This window comes from Luteimonas sp. A534, from assembly GCF_054072805.1.
This window is the reverse complement of record NZ_JBSVRR010000002.1, coordinates 240,054-262,239: the sequence shown is the minus strand read 5'-3', so window position 1 is coordinate 262,239 and position 22,186 is coordinate 240,054. Positions and strand designations below refer to the sequence as shown.

The window sequence follows — 22,186 nt, the reverse complement described above, 5'->3', positions numbered from 1 at the left end:
ACTACGGACATGGCGCACTTTGAACTGGTAGAAAAGATGGCTCCCAACGCCGTCATCAAGGTCATCGGCGTGGGCGGCGGCGGTGGCAACGCCGTCAACCACATGGTCAACAGCAGCGTGGACGGCGTGGAATTCATCACCGCCAACACCGACTCGCAGGCGATCAAGAACTGCGGCTCCAAGCTGCAGCTGCAGCTCGGCACCAGCGTCACCAAGGGCCTGGGCGCGGGCGCCAACCCCGAGGTCGGCCGCCAGGCCGCGCTCGAGGACCGCGACCAGATCATGGAAGCGCTGCAGGGCGCGGACATGGTCTTCATCACCGCCGGCATGGGCGGCGGCACCGGCACCGGTGCGGCACCCGTGGTGGCGCAGCTGGCCAAGGAGATGGGCATCCTGACCGTCGCCGTGGTCACCAAGCCGTTCCCGTTCGAAGGCCGCCGCCGCATGCAGGTGGCGCTGAAGGGCATCGAGGAACTGTCGGCCAACTGCGACTCGCTGATCACCATCCCCAACGAGAAGCTGATCACCGTGCTCGGCCGCAACGCCACCATGGTGCAGGCTTTCCGCGCCGCCAACGACGTGCTGCTGGGCGCCGTGCAGGGCATCGCCGACCTGATCGTGCGTCCCGGCCTGATCAACGTCGACTTCGCCGACGTGCGCACCGTGATGAGCGAGATGGGCCTGGCGATGATGGGCACCGGCACCGCCCGCGGCGACGACCGCGCGCAGGCCGCCGCCGAGTCCGCGATCCAGAACCCGCTGCTCGACGACGTCAACCTGGCCGGCGCCAACGGCATCCTGGTCAACATCACCGCCGGTCCGGACTTCACCATGGCCGAGTTCGACGAGGTCGGCCGCACCGTGGAGAACTTCGCCAGCGAAGACGCCACCATCGTCATCGGCACCGTGCTCGACCCGGACATGCAGGACGACGTGCGCGTGACCGTGGTCGCCACCGGCCTCAACCGGGCCCAGGCCCGCGGCGTGGTGCGCGATTCCGGCTACGGCCGCGACACCGCGTTCGAGCCGCAGCGCCGCCCGAACATCCAGCTGATCAACAGCGCCGGCCGCCGCGACGGCACCACCGGCATGCTGATCGAGGACGACGAGCCGCAGGCGGTGCACGCCGGTCACGGCATGGGCATGGGCCTGCGTCGCGGTTCCGCGGAAGCAGCGCCGACGACGCCGGCCGTGGCCGACTTCGGCGGCGGTGGCGATTCGGGCTACCTCGACATCCCCGCGTTCCTGCGCCGCCAGGCCGACTGATCGCAGCATCCCTCCCTCCCTCCCCCGGTGGGAGCGGCTATAGCCGCGATTGCAGCGATCGCAGCTATAGCTGCTCCCACAGGGGAGGGGGCGGTTTTTGGGGCTTCCTTCGGAAAGAGCGCTCCGTTCAGGTTCAGCGGGCCGCGTGTTAAATTGCGAACCGCTCCAATCCGCCTGCGTGCTTGATTCGCCGGGCATCCACACCCAGAGTCCGTGAATGGTCCAGCAGCGCACTATCAGGAATGTCACCCGCGCCACCGGCGTAGGGCTGCACAGCGGCGAAAAGGTGTTCATGACCCTGCGCCCGATGCCGGCCGATTCGGGCATCGTGTTCCGTCGCGTCGACGTCGAGCCGCCGGTCGAGATCCCGGCCGAGGCCACCCTGGTCACCGAAACCACGCTGTGCACGGGCCTCTCCGTCGATGGCGCCAATATCCAGACCGTCGAGCACCTGATGTCGGCGCTGGCCGGCCTTGGCATCGACAACATCATGGTGGAACTGTCCGCGGCCGAAGTGCCGATCATGGACGGCTCCTCGGGTCCGTTCGTGTTCCTGCTGCAGTCCGCCGGCATCGTCGAGCAGGACGCGCCCAAGCGCTTCATCCGCATCACGCGCCCGGTCGAGGTCCGCGACGGCGACAAGATTGCCCGCTTCGAGCCCTACGACGGCTTCCGCCTGGGCTTCACCATCGATTTCAACCATCCCGCCATCCCGACCACGCGGTCCCGCGCGGTGGTGGAGTTCTCGACCGAGAACTACATCCGCGAGGTCAGCCGCGCCCGCACCTTCGGCTTCATGCGCGACCTCGAGTACATGCGTGACCGCAACCTCGGCCTGGGCGGTTCGATGGACAACGCCATCGTGCTCGACGATTTCCGGGTGCTCAACGAGGACGGCCTGCGCTACGCCGACGAGTTCGTCCGCCACAAGATCCTCGACGCCGTCGGCGACCTGTACCTTGCCGGCCGCCCGGTCATCGGCGCCTTCGAGGGCTACAAGTCCGGCCACGCGCTCAACAACAAGCTGGTCCGCGCACTGCTTGCGCAGGCCGATGCGTGGGAAGAGGTGACCTTTCCCGAGGCCATCGCGGGCCCCGTGGTCTACGGGCAACTCCAGCCCGCCGCCTGATCGCAGGTCGCGTCAGGCATCCCCGCATCGGGGTGTCCACAAAGCCCAATCGGGGCTGTCCACTTTCACGGCTTCTTGCCGCGAGGGTCACGCTTTAATGAAATATTAACGAAAATCGAATGGGTTTCTTCGGTTTTGTTAACGTTTGGGGGTCCTGCGGCCGTTAGGATGCCCCGTCGGCGTGAAAGCGTCGGCACGAATTCAGGAGCCGTCCTTGTCGTCGCCAGTGGGCACGCGCAGGGACGCCAAGGCAGCCCGCAGCCCTTCCGGTGCGGTTGCCGACAACGGACGTGAAGCCGCCTCGACCTGCACATGCGGGAACAGCGGCTGGGTGGTCGTCCTGACCTTGAGCTCCCGGACCTCCAGCCCGTGCGAACGGGCGGCGTCCAGGAGCGCTGGAGCGGCAAGCCGGAGGCTCGCGTTCCAGAGCGGCGAATCCACCAAGTACACCAGCTTTGCGCCATCCACGTTCGCAAGCCGCGCATGCGCGGCAAGTGAAGGAGACATGTGGGGGCGCAGGGTGCGATCCAGGGCGTCGAGCCATATGGCGCGCTGGATCGGGGAGCGGCCGGAGACATCGGCCGCAAGCGCGTCGAACGCGGCGCGCAGACCTTTGGGGGAAGCCGATTTGGCATTGCCAACAGACATGAAGATGACTTTACACCGCACGCTCCAACACTCACACGAATGGCTCATGCATTACGCCCGCCTGGGCGCGAGCCGGATCACGCACGCCGGCGGTCGCAATCCGCTCGCGGTGATCGCCGCAACGCTCGTGATCGGTGCCGCGACCGGCGCCGCCGTGCAGTCGGCCGAGGTCAACGCGCTGCGCGCGGAGATCAGCAGCCAGGACGCCCAGCTTGATGACACCCGCCGCGCGGCCCAGCGCGAGGTCAACGCCCTGGCCGCCCGCCTGGGTGAACTGCAGGCCCAGGCCAACCGCCTCAATGCGCTCGGCGACCGCCTGACGCGCGTGGCCCAGCTCGGCGACGGCGAGTTCGACTTCAACAGCCCCGTGGGTGTCGGTGGGCATGGCCCGGTCGGCGACATGGCCGCGGGCGAACTCCGCGATGGCATCACCGGCGTGGACATGGAGTTCGACGCCGCAGGCGGCCAGCTCTCGGTGCTCGAGGCGCTGCTGTTCAACCGCGAACTCGACCGCAACGCGGTGCCCTCGCGTTCCCCGGTGGCCGCCAGCTACATCACGTCGGGCTTCGGCCGCCGCGCCGATCCCTTCGGCCGCGGCGCCGCCTGGCACAAGGGCATCGATTTCAACGCCAACACCGGCGACACCGTCATGGCCGTGGCCGACGGCGTGATCAGCTATTCCGGCCGCCGCTCCGGCTACGGCAACGTGGTCGAGATCGACCACGGCAACGGCTACGTCACCCGCTATGCCCACAACTCCGCCAATGTCGTCCAGGTCGGCGACCTGGTCCGCGTGGGGCAGAAGGTCGCCCGCGCCGGCAGCACCGGCCGCAGCACCGGCGCCCACGTGCATTTCGAGGTCTGGGAGAACGGCCACGTGGTGAATCCACGCAAGTTCCTGGGCGAGCACGGTTGACCCCGGTCCAGCCTTGATAGGCGGGTCCGCGACCCCCACGCTACAATGTCGCGGCCAACTGGAAAGGGCGCCCTGCGCCCTTTTCCCGTTTTTGCCTTCCACTCATCCAACCGGTCATCCAATGCTCAATCGCTTGCTCACCAGCGTCTTCGGCAGTCGCAACGAACGCATCGTCGGTCAGTTCAACAAGGTCGTCGCCAAGGTCAACGCGCTCGAGCCGCAGATGCAGGCGCTCTCCGACGCAGAGCTCCAGGCCAAGACCCCCGAGTTCAAGCAGCGCATCGCCAACGGCGAGTCGCTCGACAAGCTCCTGCCCGAAGCCTTTGCCGTCTGCCGCGAGGCCTCCGTGCGCGTGCTGGGCATGCGCCACTACGACGTGCAGCTGGTCGGCGGCATGGTGCTGCACACCGGCAAGATCGCCGAGATGCGCACCGGCGAGGGCAAGACCCTGGTCGGCACGCTCCCGACCTACCTCAACGCGCTCGAGGGCAAGGGCGTGCACGTGGTGACGGTGAACGACTACCTCGCCCGCCGCGACTCGGCCTGGATGGGCCGCCTATACAACTGGCTCGGCCTGTCGGTCGGCGTGGTCTACCCGGGCATGCCGCACGGCGACAAGAACGCCGCCTACAACTCCGACATCACCTACGGCACCAACAACGAGTTCGGCTTCGACTACCTGCGCGACAACATGGCGCTGTCGAAGGACCAGCGCTACCAGCGCGGCCTGCACTACGCGATCATCGACGAGGTCGACTCGATCCTGATCGACGAGGCGCGCACGCCGCTCATCATTTCCGGCCCCGCCGATGAAACGCCCGACCTGTACATCAAGGTCAACCGCATCGTCCCCGAGTTCACCCGCCAGGCCGATGAACAGGCCGAAGGCGACTACTGGGTCGACGAGAAGGGCAAGCAGGTGCACCTGTCCGAGGCCGGCCAGGAACTGGCCGAGACCCTGCTGCGCCGCGCCGGCATCCTTGAAGAAGACGACGGCCTGTACGACCCGCACAACATCCATGTCGTGCACCACCTCAACGCCGCCATGCGCGCGCACGCCATCTACCAGCGCGACGTCGATTACATCGTGCGCGACGGCGAAGTGGTGATCGTCGACGAGTTCACCGGCCGCACCCTCACCGGGCGCCGCTGGTCCGACGGCCTGCACCAGGCGGTCGAGGCCAAGGAAGGCGTGCCGGTCCAGCGCGAGAACCAGACGCTGGCCAGCATCACCTTCCAGAACCTGTTCCGCATGTACAACAAGCTTGCGGGCATGACCGGCACCGCCGACACCGAGGCCTTCGAGTTCCAGTCGATCTACAGCCTGGAAGTGGTGGTGATCCCCACCCACCGGGAGATGGTGCGCATCGACCATCCCGACGCCGTGTTCCTCAACCGCGCCGGCAAGTACCGCGCCGTGGTCGCCGAGCTGAAGGAAGCGCACGCGCGCAACCAGCCGGTGCTGGTGGGCACGACGTCGATCGAAGTGTCCGAGATGCTCGGCCAGCAGCTCACCGAGGCCGGCATCCACCACGAAGTGCTCAACGCCAAGCAGCACGAGCGCGAAGCGCAGATCGTGGCCCAGGCCGGCCGCCCCGGCGCGGTCACCATCGCCACCAACATGGCCGGCCGTGGTACCGACATCGTGCTTGGCGGTTCGCTTGAAGCGGAGATCGCCGAGCTCGAGGCCGAGCAGGGCAGTCCGCTGGACACAGCCACCCACGCGAAGCTCAAGGCCGCCTGGCAGGAACGCCACGACGCCGTGAAGGCCGCCGGCGGCCTGCATATCGTCGGCACCGAACGCCACGAATCGCGCCGCATCGACAACCAGCTCCGCGGCCGCTCCGGCCGCCAGGGCGACCCGGGTTCCAGCCGCTTCTACCTGTCGCTTGAAGACAACCTGATGCGCATCTTCGCCGCCGACTGGGTGCAGAAGGTGATGGCGCGGATGGGCCTGAAGGAAGACGACATCATCGAAAGCCCGCTGGTGTCGAAGCAGATCGCCAACGCCCAGCGCAAGGTCGAATCGCACAATTTCGACATCCGCAAGAACCTGCTCGACTTCGACGACGTCAACAACGACCAACGCAAGGTGATCTACGGCCAGCGCAACGAACTGCTCGAGTCCGACGACATCGCCGACCACATCGCCGGCATCCGCGGCGACGTCGTGGCCGACGTGGTCGATCGTTTCGTGCCGCCGGACTCGGTGGACGACCAGTGGGACCTGCCGGGCCTGGAAGCCACGCTCGCCGCCGACTTCGGCCTGCCGCTGGAGCTGGTGAACTGGGCCGCCGCGCAGTCCGAACTGGATGCCGAGACCATCCAGCGCCACGTGCAGGAAGCCGTGGAGCAGGCCGTGGCCGACAAGACCGCGAACATCGGCCCCGAGACCATGCGCATGCTCGAGAAGCACATCATGCTCAGCGTGCTCGACGACAACTGGAAGCAGCACCTTGCGCGCATGGACTACCTGCGCCAGGGCATCCACCTGCGCGGCTATGCGCAGAAGCAGCCCAAGCAGGAGTACAAGAAGGAAGCCTTCGAACTGTTCTCCGAGCTGCTCGACAAGGTCAAGCGCGAAGTGGTGACGATGCTTTCGCGCGTGCGCGTGCGCAGCGAAGAGGAAGTGGCCGCGCTGGAAGCGCAGGAACGCGCCCAGGCCGAGGCCCAGGCCCGCCAGCTGCAGTTCCAGCACGCCGACAGCGGCGGCTACAGCGCCGACGAAGAAGCCGCCCAGCCCGACTACCAGTACGACGGCGACCCGGCCGACCGCGCGCCCAAGGTGGGCCGCAACGAACCCTGCCCCTGCGGCAGCGGCAAGAAGTACAAGCACTGCCATGGGCAGATCGCCTGACCCCCCTCCACCTCCTCCTGTGGGAGCGGCTATAGCCGCGATTGGCCCTTCAGCCGTAGCCGCGGATCGCCGCTGTAGCGGCTCCCACAAAAGCGGCTCCCACAAAGGCGAAGGCTGGGGTCGAAGGTGAAGCTGGTCGACGTCGTCGCCGGCGTCATCACCGACGCCCGTGGCCGGATCCTGCTGGCACGACGCACGGAGGGTCGTGACCTGGCCGGCCTCTGGGAATTCCCCGGAGGCAAGCGCGAAGCGGGCGAGACACCCGAGGCCGCGCTCACGCGCGAGCTGCAGGAAGAGCTCGGCATCGACGCCCGCGTCGATGGCCACCTGATCACCGTGCCCCAAGCCTATGCCGACAAGCGCCTGCGCCTGGACGTGCGCCGCGTCTCACGCTGGACCGGCGTCCCGCGCGGCCTCGAAGGCCAGGCCCTGGCCTGGGTGCCGCCGCACAAGCTTTCCAGTTATGCCATGCCACCCGCGGACATCCCCGTGGTGGCCGCGCTGCTGCAGCCGGATCGCTATGCGATCAGCCCCTCCTGTGGGAGCGGCTATAGCCGCGATCATGACGCCTCGCCAATCGCGGCTATAGCCGCTCCCACAGTGGAGGGCAAAGCGGCGGCCGCCTGGCTCGCCGGACTTGAAGCGACCCTGGCCGCCGGCATCACCCGCATCCAGGCCCGCTTACCGGGCGTCGCGCCGGAGCTGCACCGCAGCCTGGTCGCCGGCGCTGCGGAACGCTGCCGCGCCGCGGGCGCCGAGCTGCTGGTCAACGCCGACCTTGCCCTGGCGCAGGAGCTCGGCATCGGCCTGCACCTGCGCGCCGCCCAGCTGGGGGGCCTGGCAGAGCGCCCCGCGCTGGCCGAAGGCGCGCTGCTTGCCGCCTCATGCCACCACGCTGAAGACCTGGCCCATGCCAGCCGCCTCGGCTGCGACTTCGCCGTGGTGGGCGCGGTGAAGCCCACCGCCACCCATCCCGGCCAGCCCGGAATCGGATGGGATGCCTTCGCCGGGCTGCGTGAATCCGCGAGCCTGCCGATCTATGCGATTGGCGGGTTGGACGCCGGCGACCTGGATGACGCGCGGCGCCACGGTGCCCAGGGGATTGCCGGGATCCGGAGTTTCTGGCGGGCGGTTTGAGCGTAGCCCCATGGCGGGCCGGGCAATTTCCCGACTTGTCGCAGCTGGTGGCCCTGCGCAGCATTCCCTGACCACAGACAGGGAGCCACGCCATGGATTGCCGCATGTTCCTTCAGGGATTCGCAGGACGCTCCCGGTGAGGGCCGTTCGGGACTGCGCTGCCGCCGTGCTGCTGGCGGCCCTGCTGCCGCTCCCCGGGCTGGCCTCCCCGCTGCCGCCGGTGCGTGACCTGGCAGGCGTCTATGAGGCCGTCGCCTTCTGCGGCAGCCTTCCGGCGGGCATCTCGATCGTGCCGCACGCGGATCGGCAAAAAGTCCTCGACACGCGTCGCATCGAGCTGTCCGATCTGGGCTACGCGTTCGCCATCCCGCAGATCGCCGAATCGCAGCATGCAGCGGTCTCGATCATCCGAAACGACACCTCGCGTGGCGTCAACGACCACTACATCCTGATGCAGCGCGATGGCCTCACGCCCGATGCCGCCGTGGTGATCACCGAACTCCCGGAAGACTCACGCAGCCGCGAGCGTGCCTTCGATTCGGTGCGGATCATGCAGGGGCGGAACGCTGAGCGGGCCGGGTTCGCGCTTGAGCTGACCGAAGTGCAGGGGCCGTTTGGCGAGGGTCTGGAAATGATCATTCCGCGTCGCGCCGGGTCGAACTGCTTTCCCACCGCGCATTACATCTTCAATGAACCCGACGGCGGGCCTGCCACGCTGGGCATCAGCCGCTTTGCGAAAGACGGGGACCGGTTGCTCGAGTTCACCGTGATCGTCTACGTGCCCGAGGGCGTGGACGAGGAAGGCGCGAACGCGCATGCGCGCGCGATCATGGACGGGTTCTGGCACGCGCTGGAAAGGACCCCCGGACCTGAGGCTGGCCCGGGTTGACGCCCCGTCCACCCGCACCCAGGATGGTCCGCAGCACCATAGGGACATGGAGCACTGCGATGTCGCGTTGGACACCTGTTGGATCGGGCCTGTTGCTGGCCACCCTTGCTCTGTGTATTGGCCTGCTCCAGGGGTGCGAGAAGCGGTTCGACCCGATGGAGCCGCCGCCGGGGCACGGCCCTTACACCGGCACGTTGGATGACTGGCCGCTGTGGTTTGTGCAGCACAGGTTTGCTTCCAAGTGTTACAGCGTCCAAGGCTGCACTGTCTTCTATGCTGGAAGGCACGTGGGGTCCTTGACCTCGGGCCCACGTCGTTCCGTCGAATCGCTCGGCTTCCCGCTGGAAAGGGTCCTGCGCGGAAGCCACAGTGGCATCGTGAATTTCCCTCCGCCTGCGCAGGTGGAGTGGATCGCGATGGACGGCACCCGCCTGAGCGCCACGGTGGACATGGCTGAGATCTTCAAGGATCGGCTGCTTGTCCACACCACGCCCAGGGAGGCGATCCTCGAGAACAGCTTCCTCCCGCCGCCCGACATCGTGCTGGTGGTGGATGACCGGAGGATCGACGTCTACATGCGGACCTACCTCTTCCTGAAGGAGTTGAGGGATCCCACGAATCCGCACAGCAACTTCCGGTCGGAGGTCGTGCGGGTGCATTCCCGGGAGTATTGAGGCCAGGTCGCGATCAAGGAGGATGGCATGGACCAGCACAGGATCAGTCCCGACGGGGTGCAGGCACGGGCGCTTGGCAAGGAGGAACTCGATCTGATAGACGCGGCGCGCGCCGGGATGTGGCGGGTGCGCGCACCGGTGTTCCTGGACTCCGCGGATGATCGGGTGTTCTTCGTGGCGATGGACGGGACGTCGAACAGCCGTGAAAAGGATCCCCCGGAGAACCACACGGTCGTGGCCAAGTTCGAAGAGGCGTTGGCGGCCCGCGATCATCCTGCGATTGGCACCACTTACATCGCAGGCGTGGGCACGCAGGACGGTTTTCTTGCCCGGAGTTTCGACGGCGCCAAGGCGGTCACGCTCGATGCGCGGGCGGAGAAGGCCTACTACGACCTGTGCGTGCAGGTGAAAGCGTGGCGCGACGAAAACCCGGACGCCAAGATCCACGTCGCCGGCACCGGGTTCAGCCGGGGCGCCGAATCCTTCCCTATCCTGGCGAGGATGATCCACGAGCGCGGCATCCGCGATCCGACCGGAGTCCGGCCCACGTTCAACGAGGATGGCGTCCTGACCAGCATCTCCTGGCCGGACCAACCGCTGCTGGATCCGCCGGGCAGCATCCCGACAGCCGCGTTCCTCATCGATCCCGTCGGCACCGGGCGCTATGACACCGAGCGCAAGCTCCCCGCAAGCAACGTCGGCCTCGTCCAGCTCACCAGTTGGCTCGAACCCCGCGACCACTTTTCGTCCACGCAACATGCGCCGCTTGGGCTGAGCGACCAGGGGCGTGTCGCCAATTTCGCCATCGCGGGCGCCCATTCCGACTTGGGCGGCTCGTACCACATCGATGGCGTCGGGCGGGTCGTCTACAACCTTCAGGTGGACTACTTCAGCACGGTCCTCGGCGGCTTGCAGCTCGAAAAAGTGCCCGAGGCTTCCGATCCCCGCATGTACGTCGCACACCGGTCCGAACAGCACCTGCTCGGGCTGTGGCCCGATTACGGCTACCAGGCCGTCGGCGGGCGGATCATGCATCAGAAGCTGGGCCCCTCCTGCCGGCAGGTCGCCTCGCCAGACCAGTGCCTGCGCGAGCCGGTCGACCCGCGCCTGGCCGACGGCCTGACCTACAAGCATGTTGAGGTCTCGCGCCACCCGGGCGGCACGGACGCGAAGATGGAAACGGCGATGGCGGCCCTGGACGCGATGTACAAGCGCGAACCGGGCCTGATCGACAGCGCGGTCACGCACACCCGCATTCCCATGCGCGCGCAGGCACTCGCGAGGATCAACGATTTCGACCTCGATACCGCATTCCAGCAGTTGGCGACGTCCGCAATGCGCCATGACGCGGTGGGGATGCGGGTCGCGACCAGGCTGTATGCCGCCACTCCGCTTGGGATGGTGATGCAGGCCGGCGGTGCAGCCGAGCGTCTGACCCGGATGATCACGGAGCGGCGGACGCAGGAGGAGGCGGCCGAGGCGACGTTGGAGCACGAGGGAAGCGCACCCGTGCAGCCGCACGCGCAGCCGCCGGCGATGGGCCTGTGAACGTGTCGCCCCAAGGCGTCGATCCGCGTGAGTTCGCGCTCCAGCTGGCCGTGGTGTCGGAGCGTCTGGACGAACGCAGCGCGCTGGCGGCAGAGCGGATGGAGCTGGCGAGCGTCCACCTGGAGCAACGTACGGCCGAAGCCGTGAAACACATGGCGGCCGAATGCACGCGCGTGGGCACGGCGCACCGGGCTGCCACGGAAGCCCGGGTGCGAATGCTCTGGATGCTTTCAGCCGGCTTGCTGGCAGCTACGTTGGCAGCGGCCGCCGTGGCAGCGTCTGCCGTCGGCTCCGCCCGGCGCGAGCTGGCCGCGATCCAGCGGGACCAGACGCTGACCCACGCCATCAACCAGGCCGACCTGACCCTGTGCGGTGGCCGCTTGTGTGCCCGGATCGAAGGGGAGGGCGGGGACACCGCTGCCTATCGGCCGATCGCACTGCGTTGAGGGACGATCGTGCGCCTACTGGCGGACATCCCAGTGCAGGTAGATCTGGATTCCCGCCTGCACCAGGATCCACAGCCATCCCGCGGCGGCCAGTTCGAAGCGCCTGCGGACGCTCCGCTCGGGATCACCCGCATGCCAGATCAGTATGTTGGCCAGGCACATCGAGAGGGTCAGCGTCACGATGCCCCCGCGCGTTCCCAACAGGGTGTACATCGGAGACAGCTGGACCAGGGCCAGGTAGGACAGCGCGATGGCCAGGCCGGCCAAGGCCGCAGTGAGCCGCATCGGCGTCATGGCCGACGCTGCCCGGTCGCCAGTGCGACATAGCGTTCGTGGAGCCCGGACACGGCAGCCTCGAGCGCAGCGAGCGGGCCGTCGTTGTCGATGACGTCGTCGGCGACCACCAGACGCTGCTCGCGGGTCGCCTGAGCCTTGATCATGTTCCAGGCCAGGGCTTCGTCAATCCCGTCGCGCCGCAACAGACGCTCAAGCTGCACCTGCACCGGAACGTCCACCACCAGCACGCGGTCGACCCAGGCGGCGTAGGCTTCGGGACCTGCTTCGGCAAAGAGCGGGATGGCTGCGATGGCGTACGGACCCGGCGCGGCCTCGCAGGCCGTCCGCAGCGCAGTACGCACGCGCGGGTGGATGATGTCTTCCAGGCGGCGACGGGCGACCTCGTCGGCGAACACGCGGCGGCGCATGGCCAGACGGTCCAGATTGCCGTCGGCATCCAGGGCCTCCTCGGCCCCGAAGGCCTCCACGATCTCTCCCAGACCCGGCGTGCCCGGTTCCACCACCTCGCGCGCGGCCACGTCGGCGTCGGCCACGTGGATGCCCAAGGCGCGGAAGCGGCGCTCGACCTCGGACTTGCCGGAGGCGATCCCGCCGGTCAGGGCGATGGTGTAGTCAGCCATGGAGCGAGTCTGGCAGAGCTAGAGGCCGGCGTAGGCCTTGTAGGCGCCGATGATGTGGTCGCCCCACATGAAGACGATCCAGCCGGCGACGGCCAGGAACGGCCCGAACGGGATTGGCGTCGCGCGCTCGCGGCCCTTGAGGAACAGCCACGCCCCGCCGATCAACGCGCCCACCAGCGACGAGATCAGGATGATCGGCAGCACGCCCGCCAGCCCGCACCAGGCGCCCAGCGCGGCCAGCAGCTTGAAGTCCCCGTGGCCCATGCCGTCCTTGCCGGTGAGCTGTTTGAACACCCACCACACGCTCCACAGGCTCACATAGCCCGCGATCGCGCCCAGCAGGGCCGCCTTGGGCCCGTGGTAGAGGTTCTCCACCGCCGCGATCAGCCCCAGCCACATCAGGGGCAGGGTGAGCGAGTCCGGCAGCAGCTGGGTGCGCAGGTCGATGCCCGACAACGCGATCAGGAAACAGGTGAGCAGGCAGGCGCCGAAGCCCTGCCAGCCGAAGCCGAAGGTCCACACGCAGGCCAGCAGCAGCAGCATGGTCAGCAGCTCGACCGCCGGATACTGGGCGGAAATCGGAGCCTTGCAGCTGCGGCACTTGCCGCGCAGCGCCAGCCAGCTCAGCACAGGGATGTTCTCGTACCAGCTCAGCTGGTGCCCGCAGTGCGGGCAGTGCGAGCGCTCCACCACGATGCCGGGTGGCGGCGGATCGTAAAGCTCCGGCTCGCCAAGCATCTCGCGGCTGTCGCGCTTCCACTGCCACTCCATGCGCTTTGGCAGGCGCAGGATGACCACGTTCAGGAAGCTGCCGACGAGCAGGCCGAGGCCTGCGATCAGCGGGTAGCCGATCTCGGGGTTCTGGTCCAGGAACGCCATGCCTTCCTACATCACCGTCATGGCGAGCTTGAAGATGGGCAGATACATGGCCACCACGATCGATCCGACCATGCCGCCGATGATCACCATCACGAAGGGCTCGATCAGGCTGGAGATCGTGTCGACCGCGTTGTCGACCTCTTCCTCGTAGAACTCGGCGACCTTGAACAGCATGGTGTCGAGCGCGCCGGCCTCTTCGCCGATGGCGGTCATCTGCACCACCATGTGCGGGAACAGGTTCTGTTGCTTCATGGCCACGTTGAGCGGATAGCCCACCGAGACGTCCTCGCGCATGGCGTCCACGGCCTTCTGGTACACGGTGTTGCCGGTGGCACCGGCCACGCTTTCCATGGCCTCCACCAGCGGCACGCCGGCCTTGAAGGTCACGGCCAGCGTGCGCGAGAAGCGGGCGATGGCGGAGTTGTGCAGCACTTGGCCGATGACGGGGACCTTCAGCAGCATGCGGTCCACGAAGTGCTGCAATGGCAGCGAGCGTTTGAACATGAAGAGGAACGTCGCGATGGCCGCGGCGGTCACGACCGCAATCGCCCACCACCACTGCACCATCCAGCCCGAGATGCCGAAGACCAGCGCCGTGAAGGCGGGCAGGTCGGCGCCGTAACTCACGAACTGCTCGCTGAAGATCGGCACCACGTACACCATCAGGATCGCGCAGACCAGCAGCGCTACTGCGATGATGGCGGCCGGGTAGAACAGCGCCTTCTTGATCTTGCCCTTGATGGACTCGATGTTTTCCTTGTAGTCGGCGATGGTGGCCAGCACCGTTTCCAACGCGCCGGAGGACTCACCGGCGCGCACCAGGTTGCGGTACAGCTCGTCGAACTGCACCGGGTGCTTGCTCATGGCCTCGTAGATGGACGAGCCGCCCTCGATGTCCATGCGGACGGAGTCGACCAGCTTCTTCATCCGCGGGTTCTTCTGGCCGTTGCCGATGATCTCCAGCGACATCACGATCGGTACGCCGGACTTCATCATGGTCGCGATCTGGCGGCTGAATATCGCGATGTCCTTGGGGGAGACCGGCTTGCCTGCCCCGCCGAACAGCGGCTTGGGCTTGGGCTTGACCTTGCCCGGCTGAATGCCCATCCGGCGCAGCTCGGCGCGCAGCAGATTGGCGTTCCTGGACTGCTGTTCGCCCTTCATCTTCTTGCCGCGTTTGTCGGTGCCTTCCCAGACAAACACGGGCAAGGTCACGCCGTCCCGCACCGGTTTGGCGGCTTGGCGGGCGGCGGTTTTGGCGACGGAGCGTGTCACGGCCATATCTGATCCCCTTGGTCCCCGGCCCGCGGCAGTGCCGGGGCCCCAATCCACGATGGTAGCGGGTTGCGGCCGGATGTGGAGCGGCGGCGTGTGACGCGGAGCCGGTTTCTGATAGAACCTGCGCCGCGCCCGAGCACTTCTTGCCCCCGGGCGGCACTCTGCCGCAGCCGTCGGGTCAGTCTGTCGTGACGCGGTTCAATTCGGCCAAGCTGGTGACTCCTGCCTTTACCTTCAGCAGTGCAGACCCGCGCAGGTCGCGCACGCCCGACTGGCGTGCCGCGGCGGCGATGTCCATGGCGTTGCCGCCCTCCAGCACGATGGCGGCGATCTCATCGGTCATCGGCATGACCTGGTAGATGCCGGTGCGGCCCCTGTAGCCATTGGTGCAGTCGTCGCAGCCCGCCGCTTCGTACACGGTGAAGCCGGCATGCACTTCGTCTGCGCTGAAGCCCTCGGCCAGCAGGGCGTTGTCGGGCAGGGTGACCGGCTGCTTGCACTTGTCGCACAGCCTGCGCGCCAGCCGCTGGGCGATCACCAGGGTGACGGAACTGGTGATGTTGTAGGGCGCGATGCCCATGTTCATCAGGCGGGCGATGGTCTGTGGGGCGTCGTTGGTGTGCAGGGTGGACAACACCATATGGCCGGTCTGGGCGGCCTTGATCGCGATCTCGGCGGTTTCCAGGTCGCGGATCTCGCCAACCATGATGATGTCCGGGTCCTGGCGCAGGAAGCTGCGCAGGGCGGCGGCAAAGGTCATGCCGCGGCGCTCGTTCTGCTGCACCTGATTCACGCCGGGCAGACGGATTTCCACCGGGTCTTCCACGGTGGAGATGTTGCGCACCTCGTCGTTCAAGATGCCCAGCGCGGTGTACAGGCTGACCGTCTTGCCAGAGCCGGTGGGGCCAGTCACCAGCACCATGCCGTAGGGCTTGTGGATGGCGTCTTCAAACAGCTTCTGCTGGTCAGGCTCGTAGCCCAGCTTGTCGATGCCCAAGCGGGCAGCGGCCGCATCCAGGATACGCAGCACCACCTTTTCGCCGAACAGCGTGGGCAGGGTGCTCACGCGGAAGTCGATCTGCTTGGTCCTGCTGATGTTGAGCTTGATGCGGCCGTCCTGCGGAACGCGCTTCTCGGCGATGTCCAGTTGCGCCATCACCTTCAGGCGTGCAGTGACGCGGGTATTCAGTTTGACCGGCGCCTTGGCGGTCTGCTTGAGGATGCCGTCGATGCGCAGGCGCACGCGGTAGTCGTCCTCGTAGGGTTCGAAGTGGATGTCCGAGGCACCGCGTTTGATCGCGTCGATCAGCACCTTGTTGACGAACTTGACGACCGGTGTGTCGTCCTGCTTGCCATCGGCCACGCCATCTCGCGGTTCCTCTTCCCCGGCCTCGATTTCGAGACTTTCCAGCCCTTCGCTGTCGTCCAGCGCATCCTCGAAGTTGTCGGCCGCCTGCAGCCAGAGCTCCAGCGTGCGGCGGATACGATCCTCGTCGACAAGGATCGGTTCCACCATCAGGTTGGTGTGGAACTTGATCTCGTCCAAGGCATGGGTGTTGGTGGGGTCGGCAGTGCCCACGAACAGCTTGCCGCCGCGCTTGTACAGGGGTAGCACGCCGTGCTTCTGCAGCAGATCTTCCTTGACCAGCTTGAGCGCCCCCTGCGTCCCATCCATCGTCGTCGGGTCAAACACCGGCATGCCGAACTCTGCCGAGTTGGCCGCTGCCATGTGTGCGGCCGAAACCAGCTTGTGCTCGCGCAGGTAGACGGCGATCGGCGAACGCGCTGCGGTGGCCTTGTCCAGTGCCTCGCGCGCGGTGGATTCATCCAAGGCTCCGTCCAGTACCAAGCGACGGGCGATGCCGGTGATGCCGACAAGGTTGGCGGTGTTTACAGTACTCATCTGTGATCGGCTTCCTCGAATCCTCGCAAAACTGTAGCGCAAAGGCGGCGGCCGGGGTCAGCGGTCACGCGCTGTACCTTCACCCGTCGGTGCCAGCTCCATCATGACGTCTTCGCAGCGATACAGGTCGAACATGAAGATGGGCGCAGCTGTCACCGGGTCAGAGACTTCCCACGTTCCGAGGGACGACTGGCGTTGTCTATACGGCAACACGAGATAGTCCGGCGCTTGGCCGACACCCGGGCCACAGGCGAGTCGCATGCTGTCGTCGCTGATCCGGCAGGGCTCGCCTTCCACCCGTGGAGCCGTGCCCTTTTGGCAGGCAAGGCTATCTCCGAGCAGAGGCGCAAGGCGAGCGATGCGCTCCCGACCATCAAGCGCGGTGTTGCGACTGAATGCCACCCCCGAAAGCTGTTGCGGACTGAAGTAATCGGCGCGTTGCAGTGCCAGCCAGGGGCCCACGAGGCCGACTCTGTCCCAGAACACCTGCGCGTCTTCGGGTAGTTGGACACCAAACAGGTCGCTGCGGAAGGCGTTTTCCTCAATGGCCTGCGCGAGCGCGGTCCGCGCGTCCCAGCGCACGGCGGCCACCAGGAGCAGCGGACACAGCGCAGCGATCCCCAGGAGCTGCATGCTCTTGCACGCCAGCCTGTTCCAGATCCACGTGCACAGCAGGGGCAGGCCCAGCGCCAAGATCGGGAAAATGAGCAGCCGGCGATCGAATGCGTATTGATCCAGCCGGTATTGCGCGAGTCCGAAGGCGATCAGCTCGGTGGCGACATGCCGGACCAGTAGGGCCGCGGCGCCCAATCCGAACAGCCAGCCCAGCATCCGGACCAGGCTCGGCCGCATCACGCGGGCCACGTTCGGCCACGCGGCGTAAAGAAGTGCGAACAGAAGCCAGGCCGGCTGCGTGGTCGCCCAGACCAGCAATGTGACCAGGGTCAGCAGCAGCGCGCGCTGCAAGTCCTTCGCCTGCAAGTCGCGGAACAGGAGCGCAGCCAGCGAGGCCACCGCCAACAGGTGCGCCAGCCAGTCCACGCGCCACAGCTGCAGACCGGCAGGGAGCACGAGGCTCAGCCCGTCCACCAAGACCAGGTTTGCCAGTAGCCCTATCCCTAGTCCGGCCAGTGCCGCCGCGCACCAGCCTCCGAACGGTCCCTTGAGACTGCGCCACGCATAGCCGAGGACAAGGGCATCGAATAGCAGCAACAGGAGGTTCCTGCCGCTCCACCCCGTCAGGAACAACTGCCCATTGAACGTGCGCAGTTCGGACAGCCAGACGGGATCGATCCGCCTGACCAGGCCGTCGAAGGGCTCGACGCCCGCGAACGCGAGGAGAATCAAAGGAATTGCGGCCCAGGCGGCGTGTATCCACCGCCTGTCCTGCATCACCAGCCATGGCCAGACCACCAACGCCGCGGCGATTGCCTGAAGCGGATGCAGCAGTCCGGCCAGCGCCAGGCAGGCGAGTGCGATGGCTACGCGCCCGCGTGCCAGGAAACCGATGCACAGCAGGCACAAGGCCTCGGCGACCGGACGCGCCGTCAGGAAGGGCTCGGCATAGCTGAAGATCGCCGTGACCCCGTACATCGACGGCAGACACAGCACGCCCAGCCATGCCCAGTACCGCTGTGCCGGCGGCAGCAGCGCGGACAGGCAATGCCAAGCCGTAGCCGCGAACAGCAGCAGCCCCGCAAGCCCGCCCCAGAGGAACAGTCGGGCCGGATCGATCGAATCGAAGGTCTGGGCCAGCAGCCAAGGAAACACCGTATAGCGGCCCTGTCCGCCGTGCAGGAAGAACAGGTCGTTGCCAAAGATCTCCGGCCAGCGCAGCAGCAATCCTTGGCCAAGGTAAAGCGCCGCATCGTGGTCTATGCCCCAGTTCCGATGCAGCAACAGCAGCATCGCCAGCCCCAGCATCGCGCCAGCGATGGTGTCGATGGCCCGCGGGCGGACGCCGGCGGATGCGTCAGCTGGAAGCCGGGACATTGTTCACCTCCTGCAGGTCTTCCATGACGTCCGCGCAGCGATAGAGGTGGTAGGTCGTGGCCGGCTCTTGGGTCACGGGGTCCATGATCGTCCACGAGCCGAGCGAACGCTGCGGCTGGCGGTACACGAGCACCAGGTAATCCGGCACTGGTTCTGGTCCGGGGCTGCAGGCGCGCCTCATCCCCTCGTCGCCGATATGGCAGGGCGCTTCGTTGGAGGCGCTCCAGATCTCGCAGCCCAGGTCCATTTCAATCAGGGTGCGCATTCGTTCGACCCGCACGTTGGCATCGACGGAGAGCGCACGATTGAAGACCTGCCCGGAGACTTGGTGAGGGCTGAAATAACTTGCGCGGCGTAGCACCAGCCATGGCCCGGTCAACGTGTGCTGACCCCAATAGACCTGCGCGTCTTCGGGGATGTCGACGCCGAACACGTCGCTCTGGAAGGCGGATTGCTCCAGCGCGAGGTTGACCGGCGAGCGCGCATCCCATCGCGTGGCCGCCAGCACGACCAGGGGCAGCAGCAGGAACACGATCGAGATCGTCCGCCAGGAAGCCGGCAAGCGCTTCCATGCCAGCACCGCCAGCGCGGGCAGGCCCAGGCCGATCACGGGAAAGAGAACGACCCTGCGATCGAACGCGTACAGATCGAATCGGTAGTGCGCGGCCCGGAAGACGGCCAGCTCCGAGCTCAGGTAGATCGCGAAGAGGGCGGCGATAGCCAAGCCGAACAAGACGGCCAGCGGTCTCCGCAGCCGTTCCCGGCCGGCAAGCGCCACCGGCCACGCGGCATACAAAATGGCCAGCAAGGGCCAGCTCCAAGAGGCCATCGACCGGACCAGCAAGACGGTCAGCATGAGCAGCAGCGCGCGGGACACGTCGCGCGCACCCAGGTCCCGGACCAACAGCAGTACGACTGCGCCCATGGCAAACCAGTGCGCGAGCCAGTGCACCCGCCACAGCTGCAACTGGGCAGGCAATACTAGCTGCAGGCCGTCGACCAAGGCCAGGTTTGCCAGCATGCCAAGCCCAAGGCCAGCCAGCGCCGCCGCGCACCATCTAGCAAACGGCATATCAAGGCCCCGCCACGCGTAGGCCAGCAGAAGCGCATCAAAGGCGAGGAGGTTGAGGTCCGCGCTGCGCCATGACGTCAAAAAAAGTTGTCTGGTCGCCTTGCGCAGGTTGGACACCCATTCCGGATCAAGGCGGTGCAGCAGGCCGTCGAATGGCGCGATGCCCGCCATCGCAAGCACCGTGACGGGTAGAACCGCCCACAGCGCGTGCAGCCATCGCCGGTCCTGCATGACCAGCCAGGGCCATACGACCAGGGCGGCGGCGACGGTTTGAAGCGGATGGAACGCGGCCGCCACCGTCGCGCACACAAGCGCGGCAAGCAGATGCTGGCGCGCCAGGAGGCCGATGGCCACCAGGCAGAACGCTTCCGCGAACGGGCGTGGTGTCACGAACTGCTCGCTGTAGGCGAACATGTTGCTCATGCCGTACGCGGATGGCAGGACCGCAATCCCCAACCAAGCCCAGTAGCGCTGTCCGGCGGGGAGCAGTGCATGCAGGCAGTACCAGCTTGCCGCGGCGAACAGCAGGATGGACACCAAGGCGCCGGTGGCGAATACGGCGCCCGGCGGTGCCCAGCGGATCGACTGTTCCATCAACCAAGGGAAAACCGTGTAGCGCTCCTGCCCGCCACCGTGAATGAAGGTCAAGTCACTGCCGAATATCTCAGGCCAGCGACGGACCAGTCCCTGTCCCAGGTAGAGAACTGCATCGTGGTTGATACCTGCATAGCGCTTCAGGAACAACACAACGACTATGCCGAGCAACGCGCCGGCAATTAGATCGTGGGGGCGCTTGAGGAATTGAGGCGTATGCATTGGTGAGGGTTCGGTGCGAGGAGCGATGTTTCTGATGGTTTAACGTGGCTGGGTAAAGCCCGCTGTCACCTCGTTACTTCGCTCTGATCTCTAGATGTTCTCTCATAAAGATGCATGAATCCCCCTTTTGAAACAAAGATTTGCCGATAGCTTTCTGCCAGCTGGCGATCAAGGTTCATTAGCCCCTCAGGATTCATGGGGAAGTCGCGGAATCCGTGGACGAGAACATAGTCGATGGAGCGTCCGGTCTGCTGCTCGTATGCCAATAGGTCGATCTTCGGGGACAGGGAGATGAGGGCGCTGTCTCCTCCCAAGGACGCCGCGGCGCCGATACCCCGGCGGAACTGGATGGGGTGGTCTTCCGCTTGCCCCTGGAAATTCTTGAGATCGATGGAATGGCGCTCTGAAGCGACTCCACTGCCCGCCTGGATCAGTACGTCCAGCTTTGCCGGAAAGGGCTGGCCATACACCTGGTTGTTCAGGCGTATCGCCACCAGCGTGCTGCTCTCCTTGATATAGGGTGCGGCAGAGGAAATTTCGCGGTAGTAGCCATTAAGCTCGGAGAATAACTGGACCCTCGGAACCAGCGAAAGGAGGACCAGTGCGACCCCGGCTGCGCCGGCCAGCTTCCATTGCTGTGGTTTGATTGTTGGCGGGACGAGAGCGGAAATCCAAAGCAGGAGCACCACGAATACGAGTGGCTGAAAACGCGAGGGCATCCACCGCACGATCCATTGTTGCGGCATTGCCAGATAGAGTGTGAGGAAAGCCAGAAAGCATGCGGCGAATGGGAGGCTGCGCCGGACATTTGAAGCGCTGAGTAGGAGGAGCAAAGTTGTCGCGACGAGGGCGACTGCGAACACGGCGGCGGCGATGAACTCAATGTCGTCGTACGGACTGAAAGACGTTCCGGTGAGGAGTGCTTGGATCCTGCGCAGCGCATCGAACTCAAGGTTGGCCGCGCCGGAGGAGGTTGCCGAACCGAAGCGGCCCAACAGAAAGTACAGCGAGGCAACTATGCCGGGAATACTGCCCAGTAAAGGCGGCACAGCATGTGTCAGGATTGAACGACAGCGTCCTTGTGGCTCTTTGCCGCCTTCTTCGGTGTCGTGTTGCATCTGCATGATGATGGCCGTTAGGCCGGTGACGGCAATTGCAAGTACAGACGCAGCAAACGCGAAGACATGGATGACATACGCAAACGTGGCAAGAAGTGCATGTATCAGCACTACGCGGATGTTGAACTCCGTCCGGTGGCGCCACCAGTAGCCGAACCAGGCCAAGAAGATGACGGTGCTTAAGGAGAAGTTGTAGAACCCGAATGCAAGGGGAAGAGAGATACTGCAGAAAACCAACAGCGGGAGCAGGCACAGGGACTTTCGGTTGATCCCTGCCAATGCATAGGCGGAAGCACACGCGAAGGAAACGAAATAGAGCGTGAGCCAGAGCTTCTCGGCGACGAGGGGTGGTGCAATGGCCATCAACGCGACGAGTACCGCCTGCGTCGCCAAATTAGGGTTGAGTCTGGAGTTCAGTTCGACGAGGCCGCCGTAAAAACTGTCTCCCTGTAATGCCTCGTACATGGCATAGGCCAGGTGGACGTGGGCCGGGCCATCTACGGTGGGAAAGAAGTCGAAGCCCCAGACCAGGTAGAGCTGGGCGGCAGTTGCCAATGCGCCCAATGCCCAGGCCCAGCCACGCCACGCGACTCGGTCGTCGTGCGCCGCACCGCTGCCGCTGTTCGAATCAAGCACCCTGCCACTCCCCGTTCGTCGGTTCGAAGTCTATGCCCCAGCTGCCTGACTCAGTTAACCCCGGA

18 protein-coding genes are annotated in these 22,186 nt (G+C 66.0%); 9 read left to right on the top strand and 9 right to left on the bottom strand.

Annotated features, from left to right (window positions below; translation table 11 throughout):
- Positions 1–9: 9 nt before the first annotated feature.
- Together ftsZ and lpxC are read left to right on the top strand one after the other, a co-directional pair.
- Positions 10–1,266 (top strand): cell division protein FtsZ, encoded by a 1,257-nt coding sequence (ftsZ, locus tag ACW5F0_RS05870; RefSeq protein ID WP_456965029.1) that lies wholly within the window; start codon positions 10–12, stop codon positions 1,264–1,266.
- A 217-nt stretch (positions 1,267–1,483) separates the two neighbouring features.
- Positions 1,484–2,395 (top strand): UDP-3-O-acyl-N-acetylglucosamine deacetylase, encoded by a 912-nt coding sequence (gene lpxC / locus ACW5F0_RS05865; RefSeq protein WP_456965030.1) that lies wholly within the window; start codon positions 1,484–1,486, stop codon positions 2,393–2,395.
- A 201-nt stretch (positions 2,396–2,596) separates the two neighbouring features.
- Here lpxC and ACW5F0_RS05860 read toward each other — a convergent pair whose 3' ends face one another.
- Positions 2,597–3,043: a DciA family protein gene (locus ACW5F0_RS05860; RefSeq protein WP_456965031.1), complete on the bottom strand. Its 447-nt coding sequence runs from the start codon at positions 3,041–3,043 to the stop codon at positions 2,597–2,599.
- A 46-nt stretch (positions 3,044–3,089) separates the two neighbouring features.
- Between ACW5F0_RS05860 and ACW5F0_RS05855 the strand changes: the two genes are divergently transcribed.
- The 7 genes from ACW5F0_RS05855 (at position 3,090) to ACW5F0_RS05825 (ending at position 11,510) form a co-directional block, all read left to right on the top strand.
- Positions 3,090–3,959 carry a M23 family metallopeptidase gene (locus ACW5F0_RS05855; RefSeq protein ID WP_456965032.1) on the top strand — a complete coding sequence of 290 codons (870 nt, stop codon included), beginning with the start codon at positions 3,090–3,092 and terminating at the stop codon, positions 3,957–3,959.
- Between the two features lie 121 nt (positions 3,960–4,080).
- On the top strand, positions 4,081–6,816 hold the full coding sequence (gene secA, locus ACW5F0_RS05850; RefSeq protein WP_456965033.1) for a preprotein translocase subunit SecA: 2,736 nt from the start codon (positions 4,081–4,083) through the stop codon (positions 6,814–6,816).
- Between the two features lie 114 nt (positions 6,817–6,930).
- On the top strand, positions 6,931–7,953 hold the full coding sequence (locus tag ACW5F0_RS05845; protein WP_456999487.1) for a Nudix family hydrolase: 1,023 nt from the start codon (positions 6,931–6,933) through the stop codon (positions 7,951–7,953).
- A gap of 166 nt (positions 7,954–8,119) precedes the next feature.
- Complete coding sequence (locus ACW5F0_RS05840; protein WP_456965034.1) at positions 8,120–8,842, top strand: hypothetical protein; 723 nt, start codon at positions 8,120–8,122, stop codon at positions 8,840–8,842.
- 377 nt (positions 8,843–9,219) lie between these two features.
- Positions 9,220–9,516 carry a hypothetical protein gene (locus ACW5F0_RS05835; protein ID WP_456965035.1) on the top strand — a complete coding sequence of 99 codons (297 nt, stop codon included), beginning with the start codon at positions 9,220–9,222 and terminating at the stop codon, positions 9,514–9,516.
- Between the two features lie 27 nt (positions 9,517–9,543).
- Positions 9,544–11,064, top strand: coding sequence for a phospholipase effector Tle1 domain-containing protein (locus ACW5F0_RS05830; RefSeq protein WP_456999270.1), 1,521 nt, complete (start codon positions 9,544–9,546; stop codon positions 11,062–11,064).
- A gap of 2 nt (positions 11,065–11,066) precedes the next feature.
- On the top strand, positions 11,067–11,510 hold the full coding sequence (locus tag ACW5F0_RS05825) for a hypothetical protein (protein ID WP_456999269.1): 444 nt from the start codon (positions 11,067–11,069) through the stop codon (positions 11,508–11,510).
- A gap of 15 nt (positions 11,511–11,525) precedes the next feature.
- Here ACW5F0_RS05825 and ACW5F0_RS05820 read toward each other — a convergent pair whose 3' ends face one another.
- The 8 genes from ACW5F0_RS05820 to ACW5F0_RS05785 form a co-directional block, all read right to left on the bottom strand.
- Positions 11,526–11,804 carry a hypothetical protein gene (locus tag ACW5F0_RS05820; RefSeq protein ID WP_456965038.1) on the bottom strand — a complete coding sequence of 93 codons (279 nt, stop codon included), beginning with the start codon at positions 11,802–11,804 and terminating at the stop codon, positions 11,526–11,528.
- Positions 11,801–12,427: a dephospho-CoA kinase gene (coaE, locus tag ACW5F0_RS05815; protein WP_456965039.1), complete on the bottom strand. Its 627-nt coding sequence runs from the start codon at positions 12,425–12,427 to the stop codon at positions 11,801–11,803. The genes ACW5F0_RS05820 and coaE overlap by 4 nt, the downstream gene beginning before the upstream one ends.
- A gap of 18 nt (positions 12,428–12,445) precedes the next feature.
- Positions 12,446–13,306, bottom strand: coding sequence for a prepilin peptidase (locus tag ACW5F0_RS05810; protein ID WP_456999268.1), 861 nt, complete (start codon positions 13,304–13,306; stop codon positions 12,446–12,448).
- A 6-nt stretch (positions 13,307–13,312) separates the two neighbouring features.
- On the bottom strand, positions 13,313–14,587 hold the full coding sequence (locus ACW5F0_RS05805) for a type II secretion system F family protein (RefSeq protein ID WP_456999267.1): 1,275 nt from the start codon (positions 14,585–14,587) through the stop codon (positions 13,313–13,315).
- 175 nt (positions 14,588–14,762) lie between these two features.
- Complete coding sequence (gene pilB / locus ACW5F0_RS05800; protein ID WP_456999266.1) at positions 14,763–16,487, bottom strand: type IV-A pilus assembly ATPase PilB; 1,725 nt, start codon at positions 16,485–16,487, stop codon at positions 14,763–14,765.
- A gap of 57 nt (positions 16,488–16,544) precedes the next feature.
- On the bottom strand, positions 16,545–18,479 hold the full coding sequence (locus ACW5F0_RS05795) for a hypothetical protein (protein ID WP_456999265.1): 1,935 nt from the start codon (positions 18,477–18,479) through the stop codon (positions 16,545–16,547).
- Positions 18,460–20,367: a hypothetical protein gene (locus tag ACW5F0_RS05790; protein ID WP_456999264.1), complete on the bottom strand. Its 1,908-nt coding sequence runs from the start codon at positions 20,365–20,367 to the stop codon at positions 18,460–18,462. The genes ACW5F0_RS05795 and ACW5F0_RS05790 overlap by 20 nt, the downstream gene beginning before the upstream one ends.
- A 65-nt stretch (positions 20,368–20,432) precedes the next feature.
- Positions 20,433–22,121 carry a hypothetical protein gene (locus ACW5F0_RS05785; protein WP_456999263.1) on the bottom strand — a complete coding sequence of 563 codons (1,689 nt, stop codon included), beginning with the start codon at positions 22,119–22,121 and terminating at the stop codon, positions 20,433–20,435.
- Positions 22,122–22,186 lie beyond the last annotated feature (65 nt).